General features: G+C 66.4%; 17 protein-coding genes. 10 read left to right on the forward strand and 7 right to left on the reverse strand.

What is annotated here, in order from left to right:
- Nucleotides 1-23 precede the first annotated feature (23 nt).
- On the forward strand, nucleotides 24-1,082 hold the full coding sequence (locus QSK17_RS14485) for a hypothetical protein (RefSeq protein WP_285705217.1): 1,059 nt from the start codon (nucleotides 24-26) through the stop codon (nucleotides 1,080-1,082).
- A 131-nt stretch (nucleotides 1,083-1,213) separates the two neighbouring features.
- On the opposite strand, the gene QSK17_RS14490 is transcribed toward QSK17_RS14485, so the two are convergent.
- From QSK17_RS14490 to QSK17_RS14500, 3 genes are all read right to left on the reverse strand, one after another.
- The gene (locus QSK17_RS14490) at nucleotides 1,214-2,089 is read right to left on the reverse strand and encodes a tyrosine-type recombinase/integrase (RefSeq protein ID WP_285705218.1); all 876 of its coding nucleotides are present in this window, start codon (nucleotides 2,087-2,089) and stop codon (nucleotides 1,214-1,216) included.
- A 237-nt stretch (nucleotides 2,090-2,326) separates the two neighbouring features.
- A complete protein-coding gene (locus QSK17_RS14495) occupies nucleotides 2,327-3,403 on the reverse strand; it encodes a zinc-dependent alcohol dehydrogenase family protein (RefSeq protein ID WP_285705219.1) in 1,077 nt (358 codons plus the stop codon).
- On the reverse strand, nucleotides 3,400-3,813 hold the full coding sequence (locus QSK17_RS14500; protein ID WP_285705220.1) for a hypothetical protein: 414 nt from the start codon (nucleotides 3,811-3,813) through the stop codon (nucleotides 3,400-3,402). Before QSK17_RS14500 ends, QSK17_RS14495 begins: the two co-directional genes overlap by 4 nt.
- Nucleotides 3,814-3,931: 118 nt before the next feature.
- Here QSK17_RS14500 and QSK17_RS14505 point away from each other — a divergent pair, with 118 nt between their 5' ends.
- From QSK17_RS14505 to ltrA, 3 genes are all read left to right on the forward strand, one after another.
- Nucleotides 3,932-4,777 carry a helix-turn-helix domain-containing protein gene (locus QSK17_RS14505; protein ID WP_285705221.1) on the forward strand — a complete coding sequence of 282 codons (846 nt, stop codon included), beginning with the start codon at nucleotides 3,932-3,934 and terminating at the stop codon, nucleotides 4,775-4,777.
- A 797-nt stretch (nucleotides 4,778-5,574) separates the two neighbouring features.
- Nucleotides 5,575-7,119: an ISL3 family transposase gene (locus tag QSK17_RS14510; protein WP_285705222.1), complete on the forward strand. Its 1,545-nt coding sequence runs from the start codon at nucleotides 5,575-5,577 to the stop codon at nucleotides 7,117-7,119.
- A gap of 778 nt (nucleotides 7,120-7,897) precedes the next feature.
- Nucleotides 7,898-9,139, forward strand: a complete 1,242-nt coding sequence (gene ltrA, locus QSK17_RS14515) for a group II intron reverse transcriptase/maturase (protein WP_285705223.1) — start codon at nucleotides 7,898-7,900, stop codon at nucleotides 9,137-9,139.
- A gap of 191 nt (nucleotides 9,140-9,330) precedes the next feature.
- Here ltrA and QSK17_RS14520 read toward each other — a convergent pair whose 3' ends face one another.
- From QSK17_RS14520 to QSK17_RS14530, 3 genes are all read right to left on the reverse strand, one after another.
- On the reverse strand, nucleotides 9,331-9,570 hold the full coding sequence (locus QSK17_RS14520) for a site-specific integrase (RefSeq protein WP_352231799.1): 240 nt from the start codon (nucleotides 9,568-9,570) through the stop codon (nucleotides 9,331-9,333).
- A gap of 129 nt (nucleotides 9,571-9,699) precedes the next feature.
- Nucleotides 9,700-10,227 (reverse strand): GNAT family N-acetyltransferase, encoded by a 528-nt coding sequence (locus tag QSK17_RS14525; protein WP_285705224.1) that lies wholly within the window; start codon nucleotides 10,225-10,227, stop codon nucleotides 9,700-9,702.
- 1,476 nt (nucleotides 10,228-11,703) lie between these two features.
- A complete protein-coding gene (locus tag QSK17_RS14530; protein ID WP_285705225.1) occupies nucleotides 11,704-12,645 on the reverse strand; it encodes an alpha/beta hydrolase family protein in 942 nt (313 codons plus the stop codon).
- A 149-nt stretch (nucleotides 12,646-12,794) separates the two neighbouring features.
- On the opposite strand from QSK17_RS14530, the gene QSK17_RS14535 reads away from it, so the two are divergent.
- Complete coding sequence (locus QSK17_RS14535; RefSeq protein ID WP_285705226.1) at nucleotides 12,795-13,412, forward strand: TetR/AcrR family transcriptional regulator; 618 nt, start codon at nucleotides 12,795-12,797, stop codon at nucleotides 13,410-13,412.
- A gap of 201 nt (nucleotides 13,413-13,613) precedes the next feature.
- On the opposite strand, the gene QSK17_RS14540 is transcribed toward QSK17_RS14535, so the two are convergent.
- A complete protein-coding gene (locus tag QSK17_RS14540; protein ID WP_285705227.1) occupies nucleotides 13,614-13,763 on the reverse strand; it encodes a hypothetical protein in 150 nt (49 codons plus the stop codon).
- A gap of 118 nt (nucleotides 13,764-13,881) precedes the next feature.
- Between QSK17_RS14540 and QSK17_RS14545 the strand changes: the two genes are divergently transcribed.
- The 5 genes from QSK17_RS14545 to QSK17_RS14565 all read left to right on the forward strand — a co-directional run bounded on the left by QSK17_RS14545 (nucleotide 13,882) and on the right by QSK17_RS14565 (nucleotide 21,232).
- Nucleotides 13,882-15,153: a sensor histidine kinase gene (locus QSK17_RS14545; RefSeq protein WP_285705228.1), complete on the forward strand. Its 1,272-nt coding sequence runs from the start codon at nucleotides 13,882-13,884 to the stop codon at nucleotides 15,151-15,153.
- Entirely contained in the window at nucleotides 15,141-15,800 is a 660-nt protein-coding gene (locus tag QSK17_RS14550; protein WP_285705229.1) for a response regulator transcription factor, read from the forward strand. The genes QSK17_RS14545 and QSK17_RS14550 overlap by 13 nt, the downstream gene beginning before the upstream one ends.
- Nucleotides 15,801-16,004: 204 nt before the next feature.
- Entirely contained in the window at nucleotides 16,005-16,943 is a 939-nt protein-coding gene (locus QSK17_RS14555; protein WP_285705230.1) for a CPBP family intramembrane glutamic endopeptidase, read from the forward strand.
- A 568-nt stretch (nucleotides 16,944-17,511) separates the two neighbouring features.
- Nucleotides 17,512-18,096 carry a hypothetical protein gene (locus tag QSK17_RS14560; protein ID WP_285705231.1) on the forward strand — a complete coding sequence of 195 codons (585 nt, stop codon included), beginning with the start codon at nucleotides 17,512-17,514 and terminating at the stop codon, nucleotides 18,094-18,096.
- Between the two features lie 568 nt (nucleotides 18,097-18,664).
- Nucleotides 18,665-21,232 carry an outer membrane protein assembly factor BamB family protein gene (locus QSK17_RS14565; RefSeq protein ID WP_285705232.1) on the forward strand — a complete coding sequence of 856 codons (2,568 nt, stop codon included), beginning with the start codon at nucleotides 18,665-18,667 and terminating at the stop codon, nucleotides 21,230-21,232.
- Nucleotides 21,233-21,711 lie beyond the last annotated feature (479 nt).

Consider the following 21,711-nt stretch of genomic DNA (forward strand, 5'->3'; position numbering starts at 1 on the left):
GAATGATCGCTACGCTCTCGCCCATGGCGTTAGGGTTCTCCTTCAAGCTGCTACCGGGTGTTAAGGTTCGCGCTTCAACGCGCGGGCTTGGCGCCAGTGTCGGACCAGTCGGAGTCTTTGTCGGTGGCGGAGGCCGCCGACGAAGAGGTGGCAGCTCCCGTTCTTCCGGGCCGTCGCGAACGTCCATCGCCGCCTATCAGCGGCAGTTGCGGGCGGCTCAGAAGGCCGAACAGGCACAGCAGTTGGCCGCCGCGTTCGACGCCATCCTGAACCTGCATCGAGTCGAGTTTCCGCCAGCCCAACCGTTTGCCGCTCCCGAGTCGGAGCAGATTCCGGTCTTGTCCATCCAGGACCGCCATAAGCGGCAGGAACTCAAAGGTCTCGGCCTGTTCCAGCGTGAAGCCCGCGCACAAGCGAAGAGGCGGGCGGAGGAGGCAGCGGCTAAGGAGATTCGCGAGATCCATCTCCGCCAGGAGAAAGAACGCCGTGCAATCCAGGACAGCCTTGACGCCGAATGGGCAGCCTTGCGCGGCAACGACCCCAAGACCGTGCTCTCCGCCTTGGAGGAAGCTTTCGAGGACAACGAAGCACCTGCCGTCGCTGTCGGTGTCGAGGGCGGCGAAGTCTGCATCGTAGTCCTCGTGCCGGGGGTTGATGTAGTACCGGATCGGTGGCCTAGCCGCACCGAGGCGGGCAACATCAGTCTCCGCAAAACCCCAAAGAAGACCATCTCGACCTACTACAAGCAGATGGTGGCGGGATATGTCCTGGTGACCATTCGAGAGGCCTTCGCGACCGCACCCGGTCTCACCTCCGCGAGAGTGATCGCCATTCGTATGAGCGGCGAGAACGCATACGGCGAAGCCCAGTTGCAGTGCCTTTTGGCCGTCCGGATAACCAAGGCGGCCTTGGCGGGGATTCGCTGGAACACAGCAGATGCGGCACAGGTGATCAATGACGCTGCATCCGAGATATTGATCAAACAGCGAGGGCAGGCGATGGAGCTCATGCCCCTGGACATCACCCATGAGCCACACCTCGGGTCGGTGATGTCGCTGCTTCAGTCCGCCCTCATGACGTGATATTCGGCCAGGGTCATACTTCCACTGACGTTCTCTACAGTCGACCGAAGCAGAGCTTTTGCGAACCCAGACATGCGGCAAAGGGCCCCGGCGTGAACCGAGACCCTTCGTGTGAATGCTCATGCGTTGTCTCATCCGGCGAGGGCATCCATGATTCGTTGGTTGGCCACATCGCGTTGCCCGTCGATGCACTTGGCGTAGACCCTGAGCATGACGTCGACTCCGTGACCGGCCCGTTCCGCGGCTTCCGGGGCGTGAACCCCGGCGTTCAGCCAGAGCGAGACTGCCGCGTGCCGCAGGTCGTACGGCCGGGCCGCCAGGGGAGAAGCGGCCTGATCGGGTGTGAGCGCGTATGTGCGGGCTTCCTTCCAGACCATTGCGTAGGCCGAGCCGGAGATCACGCCGCCCGTCCTCGTGCGGAACAGGCGTCCGTCGTTGCCGACGCCGTACCGGTCGAGATGATCGCGGAGGATGGCCACCAGTTCGGGCGGGATCGGAACCGGCCGTGTGACCTTCTGGTCTCGGTGTTTGAGCCCTCGCTCGTCATGGGCCTTGCCGGAATCGGTGAATCGCTTGTTGCTCTGTGGTGCGGTCTTCTCCAGGGTGAGCAGGCCCCAGCCGTCGTTGGGAAGGTGGCAGTCCTTCTCTCGGAGTCCGGCCGCCTCAGCAGGTCGAAGGCCGCCGAAGTACATGCAGGCGAACATGGCCGCCAGCATCGGCCCGCGCGTTCTGCCGCAGTAGGTGACCGCCGTCAGCAGCTCGCGCGCCTGGTCGGGATTCACGACTGCACGCCGGTCGATTTCGTCCGTGGTCTTGACACGGCGGAGCTTCACCCGGTCGAGCGGATTTGCCGAAAGCTCTTCCAGCTCTACCGCGTAGTCCAAAGCGTGATGGAACACAGCCCGCTTGCGCCGGTAGGTCGAGGCCGCAGCCGCCTTCCCGTCGAGGAGGAGCGCGAGGGCTTCCAAAGCCGATCGCGTGTGCTTGGCGTCTTCCAATGCAGTCAACCCACGCCTTCCGCTGGCGTTGGGTCGCGCCGCCGCCCAGATGCAGCACGACGATCGCCATATTGTGGCCGAGGTCCATCGTGGCCGGGGCGATCGAAGATCCAGGGTTCGTTCCTCACCCTGGCTCACCGGAACGCGGCTGATCACCGTTTATCGCGCGGGACGAGCAGACCAGGGCCAGCTTCCCCTGGGTTTTCCTGCATCGTCGGGCGAACCACGAGAGCAGGGCGTCGCTTGTCAGTCGATTCGGATGATCACCTTTCCGAAGGGCTTGCTGTCGAGGTAATAGGTGAAGGCGTCGTGTGTGTCGGCGAAGCCGAACACGCGGTCGATGACCGGTCGCAGGTGGTGTGCGGTGATCGCCTGGTTCATGGCCTCGTGATCAGCGCGGTTGCCGACGAAGATTCGTCTGATGGTCGCGAGGGTGGATCCGTAGGCTTCGCCGGAGATCTCGATGCGGGACCTGTGTCTGCCGGTCGGGTCGGATACCGCGAGCAGCACGATCTGCCCGTAGAGGGCTGCGGCTCTGACCGACTGCTCGATGGTGGCGGGCCCGTTGGTCTCGACGATGAGATCCGCCCCGCGCCCCTCGGTGAGCTCGCGCACCGCCTGCCCCCATTCAGGGGTATCGACGTAATTGATGACGTGGTCTGCGCCGAGTTCTTTCAGCTTGCCGGCTTTGATCTCGCTGGAAGTGGTGGAGATGACGCGGCAGCCCAGCATTTTCGCGAATTGGAGGGCGAAGAGAGAAACGCTTCCGGTGCCGAGGGTGAGAACGGTCTGTCCGGGGCGAAGGGGTTCGCCACCGACGATCGAGTTCCACGCGGTCACGCCGGCGCAGGGCAGGGTCGCCGCCTCCTCCCAGCTCAGATGGTCCGGCACGTGGACCGCCCACTGCTGATCGAGGAGCACGTACTCGGTCAGCATGCCATCCAAGGTGCAGCCGAACTGGTCGAGGAACTCGGGCTTCAGCCTGCCGTCGTGCCACCGGGGCCAGTAGCCGCCGACGACCCGATCGCCCACCTTGAAACGAGTCACTTCCTCACCGACGGCGACGACCTCACCGGCTCCATCGCTGAGCGGGACAACGCCGGGTGCCGACGGCAAGGGGTACCGCTCGTGCAGGATGAGCGCGTCGCGACGGTTGAGCGAAACCGCGTGGACGCGGACAAGGATGTCGGTCGGCTTCGGCTTCGGCGTCGGCATCGGCTCTTCACGCGGCACGATCCCGTCGAGGTGGCCGAGCTTCTCCAAACGGTAAGAACGCATGGTCGCCCCACGGTTGTTCGATTCGCCTACCGTCCGCACGTTCATCCCTCGATAAACTGGTAGTCGGTCCGGATCCGGCCGTCCTCGCCGAGGACGAGAATCTCAAGTCCGACGCCTGCCGGTTCACCACCGCCCGTGGGCACCATTTCCCAGTTGAACTTGACGACGTCGGCGAGACGGTCGGCGTTGTCCCGCGGCCTGAAGAAGAACTCCCCGGGCGCGATGAACTCCTCATACGAGCGGGTTACTCTGACGTCGAGTGCCTCATGTCCGCGAGCTTCGAGGATGGGGGTGAGGCCCAGCGCCGCGGCCGTCTCCCGGATCTCCTGCGGTGGCTGGAGTATCTGGACACCGTCCTCGGTCCACAGCTCGGCGATGGCCTTACGGCGCAACTCGGCATCCGGCTCGTTCCAGACCGCCACGTAGCGGCCGACCAGCTCCTTGATATTGATCACAGCTTTTCCTTCGTCGTGACGTGTTCGTGAATGCTGCCAATCCTGGCCGCGACGCCGTGGCCCGACAATTCCCTGGAGGGAATGGCCATACGCCGTTCACTGCGTTAGACAAGGTCCGGTGACCATCACTTCGGAACGCGGCGGGTTCGCCGGTGTCCTGCGCGAGTGGCGCGGACGCCGCGGCGTCAGCCAACTGGACCTCGCTCTGCGTGCCGGAACCACGCAGCGGCACGTCAGCTTCATCGAGAGCGGGCGGTCGACCCCCGGCAGGGCCATGGTCGTAAGGCTCGCCGAGTCGCTGGAGATGCCGCTTCGGGAACGGAACGCGCTGCTGCTGGCCGCGGGCTACGCCCCCGCCTACCCGGAAACTCAGTTCGATGACCCCGAGCTCGAACCGGTCCGCACCGCACTGGAAGGCGTCTTGCGAGGGCACCACCCGTATCCCGCGGTGATCGTCGATCGGCGCGGCGATCTCGTCTCGGCCAACAACGCGTTCTGGGTGCTGACCGAGAGCGTGGCGTCCCATCTCCTTAAGCCGCCTGTCAACGTGCCCCGCTTGTTGCTAGATCCTCAAGGAATGGCGCCGCGGATCATCAACCTGGACGTATGGGCCTGGCACGTGATCGACCATATCCGGCAGGAAGCGGCTCGCAATCCCGATGACCGGCTTGAGGCGCTGGTCACTGAGCTCACGAAACTGGTACCCGATCGCCCCCGGCAACCGGGACCGGGTCACCTCGGCTTCGCGGTCCCGCTGCGGCTCCGCTTCGGCGACGGCGAGCTTCAGCTCCTGACCACGCTGACCCACTTCGGGACCGCGGTCGACGTCACCGTCGCCGAGCTGCGGATGGAGGCCTTCCTTCCAGCCGACGCGGCGACCGCTTCCGCCCTCGCCGAACTCGGGCGGGCCGCACCCGGCAGCGCCTCCCGCAAGAGACACCAAGATCCACAAAATAAATCATAAGGGGATTCAGCGGGAGTGGCGGGAGACTGAAATACCGGTTGACCCGCCCCCGAGCAGTGTCCGATGGTTCGGGAACGAGTTGCATCGCAGTTCATATGGGTTCAGAGCCGTTCAGGCAGGCCACGCCCTGCCCCTGACCAGAGCTACCGGGTCGATCTTTTGATCTGCAGGTTCAGGGTTCGAGGACTGCGACGGTTGAGCTATGGCCAGGGTTGCAGTTTGGGTTGCAGTTCACCGCCGTACCAGCCCGTTCTAGGTGGACCGCCGAGCCATGTTGATCCAGGTGGGACTGTCGTGAACGGTAACGCCCCGAGCTGCTAATGCGGTTTGGTTTCCGCTCCGTCCACCGCGACTGCTCCTTACGACATGATCCGGAACATGCTCGGATCGAGCTTGCTGGACGAGGCAAGACCTCCCAGATCACCCGCAGGTCAGGATGTCGCTCGAAGCAAGAGCGGAAATCCACTTCTAATCCGACGGTCGGGGGTTCGAATCCCTCAGGGCGCGCTCCCAAGACCAGGCCACATTGTCAACGGCCAAGTGCGTGTCGCCGCTGGTGGCCAGGTTAAAGTGGCTCTGGCACAAAGATCGTGATGCGGTGACTGCGTGTGATCAGGGTCGCGATTCCGTAACTGGCCAGGTATGAGGACGGCCGCACCGCCAAGATCAGGTTCGACCAAGAATCGGATCACCAGCGAGCGGCCGTGAGGGCTATTGTGCTGCACCCCCAGGCAGGTGAGGGGACCTGCTACCTCGATCTTCTCCACCTGTTCCTTCCCCATCTGAAGAACGTGCACGTGGAGACCGTCACGTGCACGGAGAACGGATTACTCATTTGCGCTCGGACCCGCTACGCCGAGCCGTCCTGCCCGTCCTGCGGCACATCAGGGCGGCGGGTGCACAGCCGCTACCGTCGTCGTCTCAGCGATGTGACCTGCGGCGATACACCCGTGACGATCGAGCTGGAAGCACGTCGGTTCTTCTGCGCCAATCCGGTATGCGCTGCGGTGACCTTCGCCGAGCAGGTTCCCGACCTCACCGCGGCGTATGCGCGGCGCACGCCCGCGCTCAGCCGCCTGCTGGCGAGCATCGCTCTGGCGTTGGCCGGCCGGGCCGGGACCAGACTCAGCGGCAAGCTGGGCATCCACGTGTCCCGCTCGCTGCTGATACGACTGATACGCGCCCTGCCCGACCCTGAGATCGGCCAGGTCACAGTGCTGGGCGTGGATGACTTCGCCAAGCGAAAAGGCCACGCCTACGCCACCGTCCTGGTGGACATGGCCACCCACCGCCCCATCGACGTTCTGGACGAGCGCCGCGGTGATGTCTTGGCCGACTGGCTGCGCGACCACCCAGGCATCGAGGTGATCTGTCGTGACCGAGCCGGCGCCTATGCCGAGGGCGCCCGCGACGGAGCACCCGAGGCCATCCAGGTAGCAGATCGGTGGCACCTGTGGAAGAACCTGTGCGACGCCGTCGAGAAGACGGTCCGAGCTCACCGAGCTGACCTGGACGAACCCGCCCCCCAGGGCGAAGAGCCCGTCGAAGCAGCGACTCAAGATGCACCTTCCGCAACCGAGACGGGGCCGATCGAGTCACGAACGACAGTCCGCACTCGTGAACGTCACGCCGCCATCCACGCCTTGCTCACCGAAGGTCGCAACATCACGCAGATTTGCCGGATCCTGGGCCTGGATCGCAAGACCGTCAACAAGTACCGCCACGCCGCCAGTGCTGACGAACTCCTCAACGGCCCACGCTTCCGCTCCCGGGCCTTCAATGACTTCGTCCCCTACTTGCAACAACGTTGGGAGGAGGGCTGCACCGACGCCGCCGTGCTGTTCACCGAGATCACCGCTCGCGGCTATCGTGGCAGCGCTCGCTCCGTGCGCCGCTACGTTCAACCGCTCCGTGCGGCCCTGGGCATGTCCGCCCTTCCACCGCCTCCGCCGACAGTCCGGCAGATGACGCAGTGGATTACGCGCCGCCCGGACCGGCTCACCGAGGACGACCAGGTCCAGCTCAAGGACGTCCTGACCCGCAGTCCGCGTCTGACCGCGCTTGCCGGACACGTCGCCGCCTTCGCCCGGCTTCTTCTCGAACGGCGCGGCCAGGACCTGGCCGCGTGGATGACGGCCGTTGAAGCGGACGACCTGCCGCAGCTGCACTCCTTCGCCCGAGGCCTCCGCCGTGACCAGGCCGCAGTCCTCCACGGGCTCACCCTGGAGCACAGCTCGGGCGCGGTCGAGGGCAACGTCAATCGGATCAAGGCGCTCAAGCGGCAGATGTATGGACGGGCCAAGCTCGACTTGCTCCGTAAGCGGATCCTGCTCGGCGCGTGACATCACCCAGAGTTACCGCATCACGATCTTTGTGCCAGAGCCACTTTTACACGGCCACGGACACACATCCCCTGTGACCTGGTCTTTTGCTTTGGTACGGCATGTGCCGCCCATGCAGCCGTAGGCCACCGAGAGCCGCCGTTTGTCGCTGATCGCGGGATATACGCGGGATGGAATCGCTGACGTTTCCGCAGGTCGTGTGTCACGAACGCTGAAGGAGGCGTTGATGTAGAGGCCTCTGGATGCGGTGCTGTGCAAGAGATGGAGGTAGGTCCTCCGGGATCGCCCTGCAGGGGGAGGTCCCAAACCACCGCAGGCTGCGTCGGTTAAGCGCCGGTCGTGGTGAGCGCTGCGGGAAAAGGCGCGACTGATCGCGTCAGGTGTGGGTCAGGAAGGCGAGCGAGAGCGAACCGCTGATGACGTGTCGTAAGAAATTCCAGTGGCGTCGAAACCGGGGCAAGACCTGGGCTCCGGGACAAGTCTGGGGGGAGCCTGCCGACTGCCCAGACGGCGTCCGGCATGTAGGCGGCGCGAGCCTGGCCCGGGCTCTTGTGCGGAACGTGAGAACCTGTCGCCCCGATACTGTCGCCGGCCCGGAGGGCCGGCGACGAGAGGGAGATCCCCAAGCGGTCCACGCCGCAAGGGGCCGAGTACCGACGCGGGGCACGGGGGCGGACCGTCTCGTAGTAGTGACGAAGCCCGGTAATGCGGGTGGAGCGAAGGGGACGGGTCATCTGGGTCTGTTCGGTGGTCAACCGGCATCGCCGGGAGGAGCCAGGTGAGCGGACCGAAGTCGTTTGAGATTTCCAAGCACATGGTCCTTGAGGCGTACCGGAGGGTGAAGGCCAACAAGGGGGCGGCGGGAGTCGACGGTCAGTCGATCGAGCAGTTCGAGCAGGACCTCAAGGGGAACCTGTACAAGCTGTGGAATCGGATGTCGTCGGGGTGTTACTTCCCGCCGCCGGTGCGGATGGTGGAGATCCCCAAGCCGGGAGGCAATGGGGTCCGGGTTCTTGGCGTACCTTCGGTCGCGGACCGGGTCGCGCAGACCGTGGCGGCCATGGTCCTGGAGCCGGGAGTGGAGAAGATCTTCCATCCCGATTCGTACGGGTATCGGCCTCGCAAGAGCGCGCTGGATGCGGTGGGGGTGTGCCGGGAACGCTGCTGGAGAGCCGACTGGGTTATCGATCTTGATATTGAAGGGTTCTTCGACAATCTCGATCACGAGTTGGTGCTCAAGGCCGTCGCCCACCACACCGGCCACAAGTGGATCCTGCTGTATGTGGAGCGGTGGCTCAAAGCGCCGCTTCAAAAGCCGGATGGCACGCTGGTGGCACGGGATCGCGGTAGCCCGCAGGGTTCAGCGATCTCACCCTTGCTCGCCAACTTGTTCATGCATTACGCGTTCGACGTGTGGATGGCTCGGGAGTTTCCGGGGGTCGCCTTCGAGCGGTATTGCGATGATGTGGTGGTTCACTGTCGCAGCGAGGCCGAAGCGCACCAGGTGCGACAGGCGATCGCGGAGCGACTGGCCGAATGCGGGGGGTTGCGGTTGCATCCCGGCAAGACCCGCATCGTGTACTGCAAGGACGGCAAGAGGCGTGGCTCGTACGAACACACCTCATTCACCTTCCTTGGGTACGGATTCCGAGTCCGCAGGGTCCGGGCGAAGACGGGAGCGTATTTCTTCAGCTTCAACCCGGCCATCAGTGATGAGGCGGCCAAGCGCATCCGGGCGCAGATCCGCGCCTGGCGGCTGCACCTGCGCAGTGGAGCAGGCCTGAAGGACCTCGCACGCGAGATCAACGCCGTCGTGCGCGGGTGGATCAACTACTACGGGCGCTACTACCGGTCCGCGTTGGTTCCCAGCCTCAACCGGATCAACGACTACCTGGTCCGGTGGATCGTGCAGAAGTACAAGCGGTACCGCGGCCGATGGATGCGAGCGCGAGACGCTCTGGGGAGAGCCGCAACGCTTTACCCTGGGCTCTTCGCCCACTGGCACTTCGTCAAGCCGTGACCCGAAGCGACTGGATGACGGGAGCCGTGTAAATCGAGAGGTTTACGCACGGTTCTGCGAGGGCCGGGGGCTGAGATGCCCCCGGCTACTCACCGAGGGTCGGTTTCCGGACGTCTGCGGGATGAATCCAAGGTACGCCGAAGGGCCCCGGAGTGATCCGAGACCCTTCGCTTTCCCGTGCTTATGTTGGATCATGCGACGAGAGCATCCGTGATCCGCTGGTTGGCCACGTCGCGTTGCCCGTCGATGCACTTGGCGTAGACCCTGAGCATGACGTCGACTCCGTGACCGGCCCGTTCCGCGGCTTCCGGGGCGTGGACCCCGGCGTTCAGCCAGAGCGAGACCGCCGCGTGCCGAAGGTCGTACGGCCGACCCGCCAAGGGAGAGGCGACCTGGTCGGGTGTGAGCGCGTAGGTTCGGGCTTCCTTCAAGGGCGGCGCTCCGCGCCGCCTCGCGGCCCTCGCCCGCTCGGCGGCCGGGCGTGCGGCCTGGGGGCCGGTCCCGGCCGCCGACGGCCCGGGCCGCCCGCCGCACGAGCAGGTGCCGTGTGACCTCGTCGGTCAGCGGTTGAGCCCCTTGCGGTAGCGCAACTTCCTGATTGGCAGGACCTCACTGCGGTCAAGGACGAGCGCACCATCGTGGTGCCAGCCATTTCGCTCATAGAAGGAGCGTGCTCGCGTGTTCCCTTCCAGAACCCAGAGGGTTGCCTCGGCGTATCCAGCCGACGCCATGGCGTCGAGGACAGCGGTGATCAGTGTTTTGCCCACGCCAGTGCCCCAGACGTCGGGGAGCGTGTAGATCGAGCCGATCATGCCCACCTGCACGGAGTCGTCATCCTCGTCGTCAGTGGGATAGAAGCGCGAGTATCCAACAACGTGGTCAGTCTGCTCAACGAGCAACGTGCCTGCCCCCGCGCCCCCGGCGCGGGTCAGCAAGCCTTCCCACGTCTTCGTCAGCGTCTCATGGTCGAGACCATCCAGGTAATCGTCCGACAGAAGCCCACGGAAGGCCGCACGCCATGATGTCCTCTGGACCCTGGCCAGGGCCGGGGCATCTTGCTGCGTGGCGAGTCTGATTCGAAGTGTCACGTGGTCTTCTCCCATAGCGCCGTCTCTCCGCGTGTTCGCAGACGCTAGCCGTGACCGGGGCGGACGCAAAGCGATTATTTCTCTCGCGCAGCCCACCTTCGTTCCTGCGGCCCTTACGATCGCCTTGCTGTGGCTAGTCGCCGTACGTGGTTGGGGGCGATCGACGGTCCGAGGCCTCGTTCCTCAGCCCCGGCCCAACGAAGCGCCGTTGGTTGCACTTCGAGTTGCAGTACGGAACCGTCCGGGGCTGTTCAGAACGGACCGCGCAGGCCCGCTGACCTGCATTGAACTGTCCTGAACGGTGATCGGCCGAGCTTTTAATCCGCGGATTCGTGAGTTGACCTTCGGACCTGCTCCTCTTGCGGGACATCACTCCCAGGAGCCTGGCGCGTCAACGATGAGATCTTCAGGCCGTGGGAGCGTGGCCGGCTCATCTTCGACGGAGTAGACCTCAAGACACGAAAGATGGCCTTCTTCGACGAAGAGCAAGACACCATCACTGCGCCCACGTACGTCAGCGGAGATCAGCACGCCATCTTGCACCGGCGAGGCGAGTGCGCGAGGTCCTGTTCCCACTCGAAGATCCACTGTCGCGCATCCGCATCCGCAACGCCCGCTGACAACTGCCGAAGGAACCTGAGCCCGAAGTTCGTCCGCGCCGGGGAAATCCTGCGCGAGGAGTGCCAGGATGACGGCTTGCTCCTCGACTGACAGACGACGCTCACTGCTCGACACGTCGTCACGGTAGCGGATCGGGCCTGCGGGATATCTGCGGGATGATCTTCTCTGCCCCCCGTACATCGATAGCTTGCCGAGCAGGTCAGCGGCATATGGCTGGGGGAAAGAATCACCCACTTCTAATCCGACGGTCGGGGGTTCGAATCCCTCAGGGCGCGCTCCCTATGAGCAGTAAGAAGAGCTCCTGGCCAGCGGTGATGCCGGTCAGGAGCCCTCTTGTTGTGTCCGGTGGCGTACGGCTATGCCCGAGCGGTTGCGGATGATCGTGCCAAATACGTGCGCAAGTTTCCGCGGCTGCTTTGGATCACTCGACGCCCCTCCGAGCCTCCGAGATCCGTCGCTTGACGGCCTTGTCCTGGCCCGCGATGCACTTGGCGTAGATCCGCAGGAGCCCTCGCAGCCGCTGGGAGCTTGGTAGCGCGTTTTGCAGGATGGTCTTGTTCCGCAGGGCTGTGCTCGTAGCGGCCCGCTTGCCGTCGAGCAGCGAGGTTGCCGTGTCGAGCAGCTCCCGTACGGCTGCGCCCGGCGATCGGCAAGGCGCCCATCACCCGCAAGGTGGACAAACTCGCGCAAGTCCGAGGCATCACCGCGGGCGGTAGCTGGCGGACCTCCACGCCATCACCAGCCTGTTGCCCGTCTTCCAAGCCGGCCCCGTCGAACTGCAAGGGTCCGGGTGCCCTTGGCTGTGCCGTGCACCGTCACCGCCCGCACCGCGCGGCGGGTCCTGGTAAGCCTCGCCTACTTGCTGCGCAGGCTGCCCAGCGGGTTGGGGTCTTCCTCCAGCGCGGTGACCGCCGCCTTCCAACTGGTGTCGTCGGGGTAGAGGGCGCTGCGCAGGAAGGCAAAGGTGAGGTGCTGGATCAGCGTGACGCGTGCGGGATTCTCGTCGGTTGTCTCCGCGACCTCGTAGCCGGGGATGCCGCCGAGCGAGTGCTCGGCCCCGAACAGCGTGAGCAGGCTCTTGTTTGCCGGGCTGTGGGTGTAGGGGTCGGTGAACCAGTCCGGTCCGCGGGTGGACAGGTGGGACTGGTCGTTGTCCCCGGCGACGATGAGGGCCGGGGGGGTCATGGTGTCGAAGGACGGCTTCAGGAAGGGGAAGTGCTCGGCGGCGAACGGGGTCAGGTCGTCGCCCAGGCCGGTCAGGGCAAGCAGCACCCCCGCCTTGACGCGGGGGTCGGACAGATCCTCGCCGGGAAGGCCGTCGGAGTCCAGGACGCGCGCACCCAGCAGGGTGCTGGCCGTCTGGGCTCCCCAGGAGTGGCCTGCCACCGCGATGCGGCCACGGTCGATGCGCCCGGCCAGGCCGCGCACGGCGGCTTCCAGGACGTCGAGTCCGTCCAGCACGCGCGTGAGGTCCTCGATACGAATGCGCCAGATCCGCGGCGTCCGGGGGTCGTCGGCAGGCAGGCCGAGCGTGCGTGAGTCGAGGTGGGTGGGCTGCAGGACCACAAAGCCGTGGGCGGCCCAGTAGTCGGCCAGCGGGGCGTAGCCGTTCATCGACCAGCCGAAGCCGTGCGAGAAGACGATGATGGGCAGGTTGTCGCCGGTCGCGGGCGCGGATACACGGACCTGCAGATCCTGCCCGCGGTCCGGGGCGGACAGCACGACCGGTTGCGCAGATATCACCGTCGCGGGCGAGTCGGCGGACTTCGGCGTGCTGGCAAGGCTCGAGGGGGACATGGATGCACCTTCGTTCGGTTCCGTGGGCCGCTGAGTGGTGGAACGGCATGGTGACAGGGCGCGGCCTGGTGGTCGGGCAGTTGATCTGACACCATGGACAAGCGGGACCCTGTCCCGTTTGACGATACGGGACACTGTCCCGTTTATCAATGTCGAGGGTGAAGGTGAACGTCGCGGTGAATGACAGCGAACCGGGCGCCGGGCGCGCGGGGAAGCCCAGGCGAGCCGACGCCCGGCGCAACGAGGAGACCCTGCTCGACGCGGCCGCCGCAATCTTCGTCACATCGGGCGTGGAAGCACCGATACGCGACATCGCGGCCAAGGCCGGCGTGGGGACCGCCACGATCTATCGTCACTTTCCGACGCGAGCGGATCTCATCATCGCCGTGTACCGGCACCAGGTCGAAGCCTGTGTCGAGGCCGGTCCGGCCCTGCTGGCGACCAGCGCGACCCCACACGCAGCACTGGAGCGATGGACCGGCCTCTTCGTGGACTTCCTGGTCACCAAGCACGGGCTCGCCGCCGTGCTGAGGTCGGACAACGGCCAGTTCGACGCCCTGCACACCTACTTCGTGGACCGCCTCGTGCCCGTATGCGCCCAACTGATCCAGGCCGCAGCCGCCGCCGGCGAGATCCACGCCGACCTGGAGGCCTACGAGCTCATGCGCGGCATCGGGAATCTCTGCATCGGCGCGGACAGCGACCCCGGCTACGACGCGCGCCGACTGGTCGCGCTCCTGCTCGCAGGACTGCGCCAACCGTGCTGACCGTGGTGCTCGCGAACGACAGAGTCCTCTCGTAAACGGTCGATTTTGAGAGAAGGTCAACAAGCACGGCGTATGCCGGTTCATCCGGCACAGTCGCCAGGACTGGTCTGGTCAGGTGAGCGCACTGGCCTGAGCCGCCGTCTCAGATCGATACACAGGTCAAGCGCCCTGTGATGACTTTTGAAGCGGTACAGGCGGGCCTCACCGATGTCGGTTGCGGTAGTGGTGGACGATCAGCGCGATGGCGGAGGCGAGGCTGATCGGCCCGAAGACGGCGTTGCCGATGAGGAGGCCGTTGCTCGACGCCGCCATGTTGCCGGCCAGGCCGAGCGCAAGCAGCCCCCACAGCACCGGCCGCGCACGATCCAGCCAACGCGTCGTATTCGGTACAGCAGGCTGTACTTCCCCGCCGACCCCCCTGACAGTGGCCGTTTCGCTGCCCTAAGTTCCTGCCTCGGGAGGTACAGAGGTGGAGAAAAGGGCCGGATCGGGCGCTGGCCGGCGGACCAGGCGAGAGGGCGTCCTGCTGCGCGTTCGTGTCATCCTCGACGCGTTCGAACATCTCGTCGGTGGACTCGGCACAGCCCTGCTCGCCTTCGTCGCCCTGCTGTGGATCGTCCTGGTCGGGCTCGCGTGCGCCGTCGGCATCGGCTTCCTGCTGGCGCCCGGCCTGCCCCGCGTCGTACGGTCCGTCGCCGATCGGGAGCGCTCCCGGCTGTCCCGCTCGGGTCCCGAGATCATCAAGCTCGGGCCCGCACCGTCCGGCGGCCTCCGCGCCGCCCTCGCGGACTCCGTCGTACGGCGGGAGCTGCGCTGGCTTCTCATCCACGGCACGCTCGGCCTGTTCCTCGGCCTGGCCGGAGTGACGGCGGCGCTGAACTCCGTGCAGGACCTCACGTACCCGCTGTGGTGGCGGATCCTGCCCAGGGACGACGCCGCACCCACCTTCGTGTTCTGGACCGTGCAGGACAGCGCCGACGCGTGGGGGGTCGCGCTCGTCGGCGTGTTCCTGGCGGTCATCTTCCTGACCCTCGGACCGGGAATGGCCCGTCTGCAGGCGCTGCCGGGCCAGCGGCTCCTGGTGCCCCCTGCCGACATCGACCTGTCGCTGCGGATCGCCCAGCTGACCGCCACCCGTGCCGCCGCACTGGACGCCCACGCGACCGAGCTGCGGCGCATCGAACGCTCGCTGCATGACGGTGCGCAGAATCGGCTCGTCGCCGTCACCGTCCTGCTCGGCGCGAGCCGCCGCGCGCTCGCCCGCGACCCGTCCAGCGCCGAGGCCATCCTCGATCGCGCCCAGTACGCCGCCGAGCAGGCCCTCGCGGAGCTCCGCGCCGTCGTGCGTGGCATCCTGCCGCCGGTCCTGGCCGACCGGGGGCTCGCCGGCGCGCTCGACGGGCTGGCCGCGGCCTCCGTCGTACCCTGCAAGGTCGACGTCGACGTGCCTGGCCGGTGCGCCGTCTCCGTCGAGGCCACCGCCTATTTCGTCACCTCCGAGGCGCTCACCAACATCGTCAAGCACAGCCGGGCCCGGAACGCCACCGTGGTCGCCCGCCGCGAGGGCGACCGGCTACTACTGCGGATCGAGGACGACGGCGTCGGTGGCGCGGACGTACGCGACGGCACCGGGCTCACCGGAATCCGGAGCCGGATCTCGGCCCACGACGGCCGTCTCACCGTGACCAGCCCGCCCGGCGGGCCGACGACCATCCAGGTGGAGCTGCCGTGCGGATCGTGATCGCCGAGGACGACCCCCTGCTGCGCGAGGGAGTCGCGTTGCTGCTGCGCGCGGAGGCCCTGGACGTGGTGGCCACCACCGATTCCCCGGATGCCTTCCTGGAGGCCGTGGACCACCACAGGCCCGACGTCGCGATCGTCGACGTCCGGATGCCGCCGACCCACACCGACGAGGGCATCAAGGCGGCGGTAGAGGCCCGGCGCCGCCTGCCCGGCCTGGCCGTGCTCGTCCTGTCCGCCTATGTCGAGCAGGCGTTCGCCACCGAACTGCTCGCCGCCGGCGGCGACGGGCTCGGCTACCTGCTCAAGGAACGGGTCGGCCGCGTCGAGCAGTTCCTCGACGCCCTGCACCGCGTCGCAGGGGGCGGCACGGCCATCGACCCGGACGTCGTCACGCAACTGCTCACGCGCACCCGTCCCGACAGCGGGCTGCAACAGCTCACCGCCCGGGAACGCGACGTACTCGCCCTGATGTCGGAGGGCCTGGGCAACGCGGCCATCGCCGAACGGCTCTTCGTCACCGAAGGCGCCGTGCACAAGCACATCCGCAACATCTTCGCCAAGCTCGGCCTGGCCCCCACCGACCGGGCGGACCGGAGAGTCACCGCCGTCCTGCGCTACCTGGAGGAGAGCAGGCGCCACGGCTGAGCTCGCCGCGCCTTGAGCCGTCGCCGAGGCCCGTTCCCCTGCCGTCGACAGGGGCATGGGCCTCTCGCGTTCCAGCCTGCTGTACCTCGGGACGGCAGGACGCTGGACGGGATTTCGAGCAGTTGGCGGGAGGGACCCGGGAGGGGGCGGGCTGCTGGAATTCATCTTGTTTCCGCAACCCCCCACTCACGGAGGATCCGCCCGATGAGCATGCCCACGCGGCCCGACAGCGCGATCGAGGCGCGGTCGGTTCCCGTGCCGCGCCGACGCGGCCCGCTCGGAGCCGTCCAACGCTTCCCCCTGATCTCGTTCTACGTCGTGGCGTGCGCGGCGAGCTGGCTGGGCTGGCTGCCGTACGTGCTATCCGCCCAGGGACAGGGCATCCTGGACTTCAACTTCCCCGGGGGCCCGGAAGGGTCCCAGCTCCTTGGCGTCCTGCCCGGCGCGTACATCGGACCGCTCGGCGCGGCGCTGCTGGTCACCGCGGTCACCGGCGGCCGGGAGGGGCTGCGCGCTTGGCGGCGCCGGCTGTTCCGGCTGCGGGTCGGCTGGCACTGGTACGCGATCGTGCTGATCGGCGTCCCGATCACGATGGTGAGCGGCGCCTTCGGGATCCCCGGCCTCGCCGAGAGCATCAAGTCGCCCCCCGTCATGGTCCTCGCCGTCTACCTGCCCGCTCTCCTCATCCAGGTGGTGACCACCGGCCTCGCCGAGGAGCCCGGCTGGCGCGACTTCGCCCTCCCGCTGATGCAGCGCCGCATGGGCCCGGCCGTCGGCACCGCCGTCCTCGGCGTCGTCTGGGCCTTCTGGCACCTGCCGCTGTTCTTCACCGACTGGTCCCTCGGCGGCAAGGAGTACGACACGGCGCACTGGTGGATCACGATCGGCGTCTTCACGATCATGTGCGTGGCGATCAGCTACCCCATCACCTGGGTGTTCAACCACACCAAGGAGAGCCTGCCCGTCGCCCTGCTGCTGCACGCGAGCAACAACACCGTCGCCAGCATCGTCCTGCCGGAGATCTTCCCTGACGCCGACGGCGTGACGATGCTCGCCGCGGGCGCTCTCGGCTACGGACTCGTCTCGGTCGTGCTCCTCGGCGTCACCCGTGGCCGCCTCGGCTACCGCGGCCCCCGCGACTGACCCCCGAAGGCGCGCGCCGAGCGGCGTCTGCCCGCGCACAGGCAATCGGAGTTGACTTGCTGGCCAACTCCGGTTGCCTGACGTCGTCTACCTCACCCGCGCACGGTGGCCAGTGGCGTCCTGCCTTCGTACCGGGTTGCGTCCGTGGCGGCTGGTCACCGGTGGTCATAGACCGTCCTGGGCCGTACAAGTTGGCCCGCGTATCTTCCCGGCCGCGTGTTCGCATCGGCGAGCTGTGCTCGTCGTGTGCTCGCACGCCCTGGAAGGGGCCGTCAACGTCCGTCACGATCCGTCAGGAGGATCTGAGGTGCCCCGCGTTCTCCGGACAGGTGCGGTTCGCCTGTCCCGCCCGGCCGTCCCCTGGAAATGTCATCGCGGGGTGATTGGATCCTCTTACTCGTTTCGGGCTGGACGCACAGGGAGACCAGGTGAGCAGGGACGCGGAATATCTGGCGGCGCGAGGCCTTGACCCCGACGCCATCCGGCGCAGGCAGCGCTCGCGCTGACCGGCCCGCTCGCCGACCTGTTCACCGGCCTGCCTGCAGTTCCCGTCCTCGATTCCGGCAGTGTGCGGCGGCAGGCGGAGGTCGACGCGCTCGTCGCCCGCTATGACAACTGGGATACCTACTGTGGTGAGGGCGAGGGGTTCGCGTTCGTCGCTGATGTCGACGAGGACGAGGCCATCGGCCGCCTTGGTCTTGATCCTGCCTCTTGCCCGCTCCTCGACGAGGACGAGTACGAGATCTGGTCGGAGGCCGACGGAGACGCACTCTGGCTGGGGCAGCCGCCGGGTGGTACCGGAGTCGCGCTGTTCACCATGATCAGCTTCTATCCGGGCAGTGACCACCTGTGGTGCCCGCTCAGCTCACCTGGCAGCGCCGTCTGCATCAGTACCAACATGGTCGCTCCCACCACGGTAGAGGTGTGGCGCGATGGAACCTGCATCCGGGATTTCCAGAGTGTGTCCGATCCCGACAATGACACGCTGGCCGAAGAGTGGCTCTGCCGCTTCTACGACCGCTCCGAAGGCTCCGCGAGTACGTTGACCCGAGGCCTGGCCCTCGGCACTCTGCTCACCGGCGTCGACATCGACGAGGACTGGCTGTTCCACGCACCCAAACGGCTCCTGATCGTCCCAGGGAACACGCCATGACCAGCGCGCTGAACGCTCCGGCTTCGGTAGAAAAGCGCAGCTTTCTCAGGTGCCTCCGAACTGAGCCCACCCGGCCTGATCCAGCTATCCCTCGCCGAGATCCGCCGTGTGCTGGCCCGGCTGTTCCTGCCCGCCGCCCGCATGGTCGACCATGTCCTGGCCTGGTCGGACTTCCGACGACGCCACCAGACCCGGGCGCTTCTCAGTCACTACCGCCGACGCGGAGACCCACCACCAATCGATCTACGAATGTAGTACCGGAGTGCCGCCGAGGCCGGCCGCAGCGTCCTCCCAGACGACGGGATGCTGTCGTATTGCCGGTCTCCGGTGGTAGGTGACAGGCGACCGCAATGAACCAGTGGTCACGACTCCCTTATCGCCGGGCGCATATCGGCCGAAGATTACTAGTGGATCTGGCCTGTGGATCTTAAGTTCCACCTTCAGTTTTCCGGCCGCTTCTACGGCGACACGAGACGGTCACCTCCGCTTCCTACGGTGCTTCGGCGGCTGGCCCGACCTCACGGTGGGCCACCTCGTGTCACCTACCTGCATGACGAAGGATCTCCGAATGAGCACCACAATCAAGGCTCGGCTGACGATCGGGGCGGTGAGCGGCGCACTGCTTGCGCTGATCGCCGTCAGTCCCGGCGCGTCGGCCGCCACCACCCCGGCGCCGGAATCGTACGCGACCGTCAACGGCGTCGTGTTCGCCGACGCGAACGGGAACGGTACGCAGGACCGCGGCGAGCGGGGCCTGGCGAATGTCAGCGTCTCGGACGGCGTGACCACCGTCCAGACTGACGCCCAGGGCAACTACGAACTCCTTACCGACCCGGCGCGCCGCACCGACGAGATCGTGTTCGTCTCGCAGCCGACCGGCTATCTCGTGCCGGTCGACGAGTTCCAGACCCCGCAGTTCTACAAGCACCTCGGTGAGCTGACCGTCGGTCAGGAAGCCAGCGCCTCCTTCGGCCTCATCCCCGCGCCGAAGACCAGGAACCCGAACTTCACCTTCGGCACGTTCACGGACACGCAGACGCTGACGTTAAGCGAGGACGTCCGCAAGATCTTTGAAGGTGCTGTCGCCGAGCTCAACCAGCTCAGCGACCAGCCCGAGTTCATGATCGTGTCCGGCGACCTCACGCAGAACTCCACGGAGCAGGAGTTCGTGCGTTACACCACCACCACTGCCACCTCTCGGGTGCCGGTCTGGCCGGCGGTGGGCAACCACGATTTCAGCAACCAGCCGCTCTACACCAACTACCGCAAGTTCCTGGGCCCGGAGTGGTACTCGTTCGACTACGGCAACCGGCACTTCGTCGTCCTTGAGAACACGTCCGGGTTCAAGGACCCTGCGCAACTCGAGTGGATGCGCAACGACCTGGCCATGAACGCCAAGGACGACAAGGTCGTCACGGTCGTCGCCCATCGGCCGATGCAGGCTCCCCCCACCGGCGGTGGCGGCGACTCGCCCGCTCCGTACATCGAGCTGATGGAGCAGTACAACACCAAGCTGGTGCTCACCGGCCACACGCACAAGAACGACGTCGACCTGCACGCGATCGAGGGTGCCGCACACGTGGTCACCAACGCGACGTCGAGCACGCTCGACCAGACGCCCAACGGCTTCCGCGTCGTCACCTTCAAGGGTGACAAGATCACGTACCCGTTCAAGATGTACGGGGTCGATCACACCCTCACGGTCACCAACCCTGCCCCGGGCAGCCGGATCGGTGCGGACGACGGAACCGTCCAGGTCAACGCCTACAACACGACGTCCAACGTGACTGCCGTCCACTACCGCATCGACGGTGGCAAGTGGAAGGCCCTGAAGCAGAGCAGCGCCTTCACCTGGGCCGTGGAGACCCGCGGGTTCCGCCTCCCGATCGGTGAGCACACGATCGAGGTCCGGGCCACCGACGACACCGGCCGGACGTGGAAGGAGACGTCGAGCTTCCGGGTCGTGCCCGGCGACGAGCTCAACGCGCCGCGTATGGGTAGCGACTGGTCGATGTTCAAGGGCAACTCCGCCTACACCGGCGTCGCCCAGGACGTCCTCGGCGACAACCTCGAGCTCGCCTGGACCTACCGCACCCCCGGCACCATCCTCACCTCGTCCCCTGTGGTCGTGGACGGTGTCGTGTATGCCGGCACCCGCGACGAGGACGGCGAGGTGAACCACGCTATCCACGCCATCGACCTGGCCACGGGCAAGCAGCTGTGGCGCTTCCCGACCGATGGCCAGGCCGAGGCGACGCCCGTGGTCGCCGACGGCATCGTGTATGCCGCATCCGTGCGCGGAACGCTCTTCGCCCTCGACGCCAAGACCGGCACGAAGATCTGGTCGATCACCAAGGGTGACCAAGTCGGCGACGGCGTCCACCGTGGCTGGATGTACGAGCCGCCGAACTACGCCGATGGAGTGATCTACCAGGTCTACAGCAACGGGGAGCGGCGCCTCATGGCCCTGGACGCCAAGACCGGCGCCCAGCTGTGGGACTCCCGGCTCAACGGCGGCTGGATCTCCGAGACGCCGCCTGCCCTCGGCGGCGGCCGGCTCTATGTCGACGGCGACAACGACTGGCTGGTCGCGCTGAACGCGAAGACCGGTGCCGAGGAGTGGCGCGTGTCGCGCATGCGGTGCACCAACACCACGCCGACGTACTCGGACGAGCTTCTCTACATGGGTTGCCAGGGCGACGTGCTCATCGTCCTCGACGCCGCCACGGGCAAGGAGGTCTGGCGCTACACCAGCACGGACCCGAGCTTCCTGCGCGGCACCCCGACCGGTTCGTCGCCGGCGATCATCGACGGGGTGGCCTACCAGGGCTTCTCCAATGGCAACATGACTGCGCTCGACGCCAAGACCGGTGAGTTCATGTGGACCCGGCGGACCGGTGGCGGCATCACGTCCGCTCCGGTGGTGAGCGGCGACACGCTTTACTTCGGGTCGAACGACGGCTTCGTCTACGGTCTCGACCGTGCCACCGGCGCCCCGACCTGGAAGTTCGAGATCGGCACGTGGGTCGCCTCCAGCCCGGCGGTCACCGGCAACACGCTGGTCGTCGGCGCCTGGGACGGCAACGTCTACGCCTTCACCGCCGACGACGCCGCGAAGCCGGGCGAGGCGGAATGACCGTCAACGAGAAGGTGCCTCCGGTCGCACCGCCACGCTGACGATCACCGCGCTGTCGTAGGCACGGTTCACATCTGGCCTCTGGACCCGCCCGTTCACGGGTCGGTCCGGAGGCTCCCAGTATCAAGGACCGGCCTGCGGCAAGATCCGGAACATGCTTGGCCTCAGCCGAGAGGGAACGATAGATCAGCCGCAGGTCAGCCCGTCATCGGGTCAAGGAACGGCGATCCACTTCTAATCCGACGGTCGGGGTTCGAATCCCTCAGGGCGGGCCGACGCCTCCGGAGCGAGCCTGGTGGAGGCGGGCGTCGACAACGACGTCAAGATCACCGGGCGGTAGCCCACCGGGATTCCGGAGCCATGCGTGTGGCTCCGAAATCCCGAAAAATACGGGCTTGTGGTGAATGATGGCGCTCGGCAAGGATGCTGGGAGGCGGACGGTGATCCCGTCCAATCGCAGGCGAGACAAAGGACGCCGG

Origin of the sequence: Microtetraspora sp. NBRC 16547 (assembly GCF_030268965.1) — a bacterium.
Taxonomy (GTDB): Bacteria; Actinomycetota; Actinomycetes; order Streptosporangiales; family Streptosporangiaceae; genus Microtetraspora.

Bases quoted from the DNA above. Each gene is read 5' to 3' on its own strand.
- QSK17_RS14495 (WP_285705219.1), bottom strand. From the start codon at position 3,403: ATGAACGTGCGGACGGTAGGCGAATCGAACAACCGTGGGGCGACCATG.
- QSK17_RS14530 (WP_285705225.1), bottom strand. From the start codon at position 12,645: ATGTCCCCCTCGAGCCTTGCCAGCACGCCGAAGTCCGCCGACTCGCCC.
- QSK17_RS14485 (WP_285705217.1), top strand. From the start codon at position 24: ATGGCGTTAGGGTTCTCCTTCAAGCTGCTACCGGGTGTTAAGGTTCGC.
- QSK17_RS14565 (WP_285705232.1), top strand. From the start codon at position 18,665: ATGAGCACCACAATCAAGGCTCGGCTGACGATCGGGGCGGTGAGCGGC.
- QSK17_RS14555 (WP_285705230.1), top strand. From the start codon at position 16,005: ATGAGCATGCCCACGCGGCCCGACAGCGCGATCGAGGCGCGGTCGGTT.
- QSK17_RS14535 (WP_285705226.1), top strand. From the start codon at position 12,795: ATGTCGAGGGTGAAGGTGAACGTCGCGGTGAATGACAGCGAACCGGGC.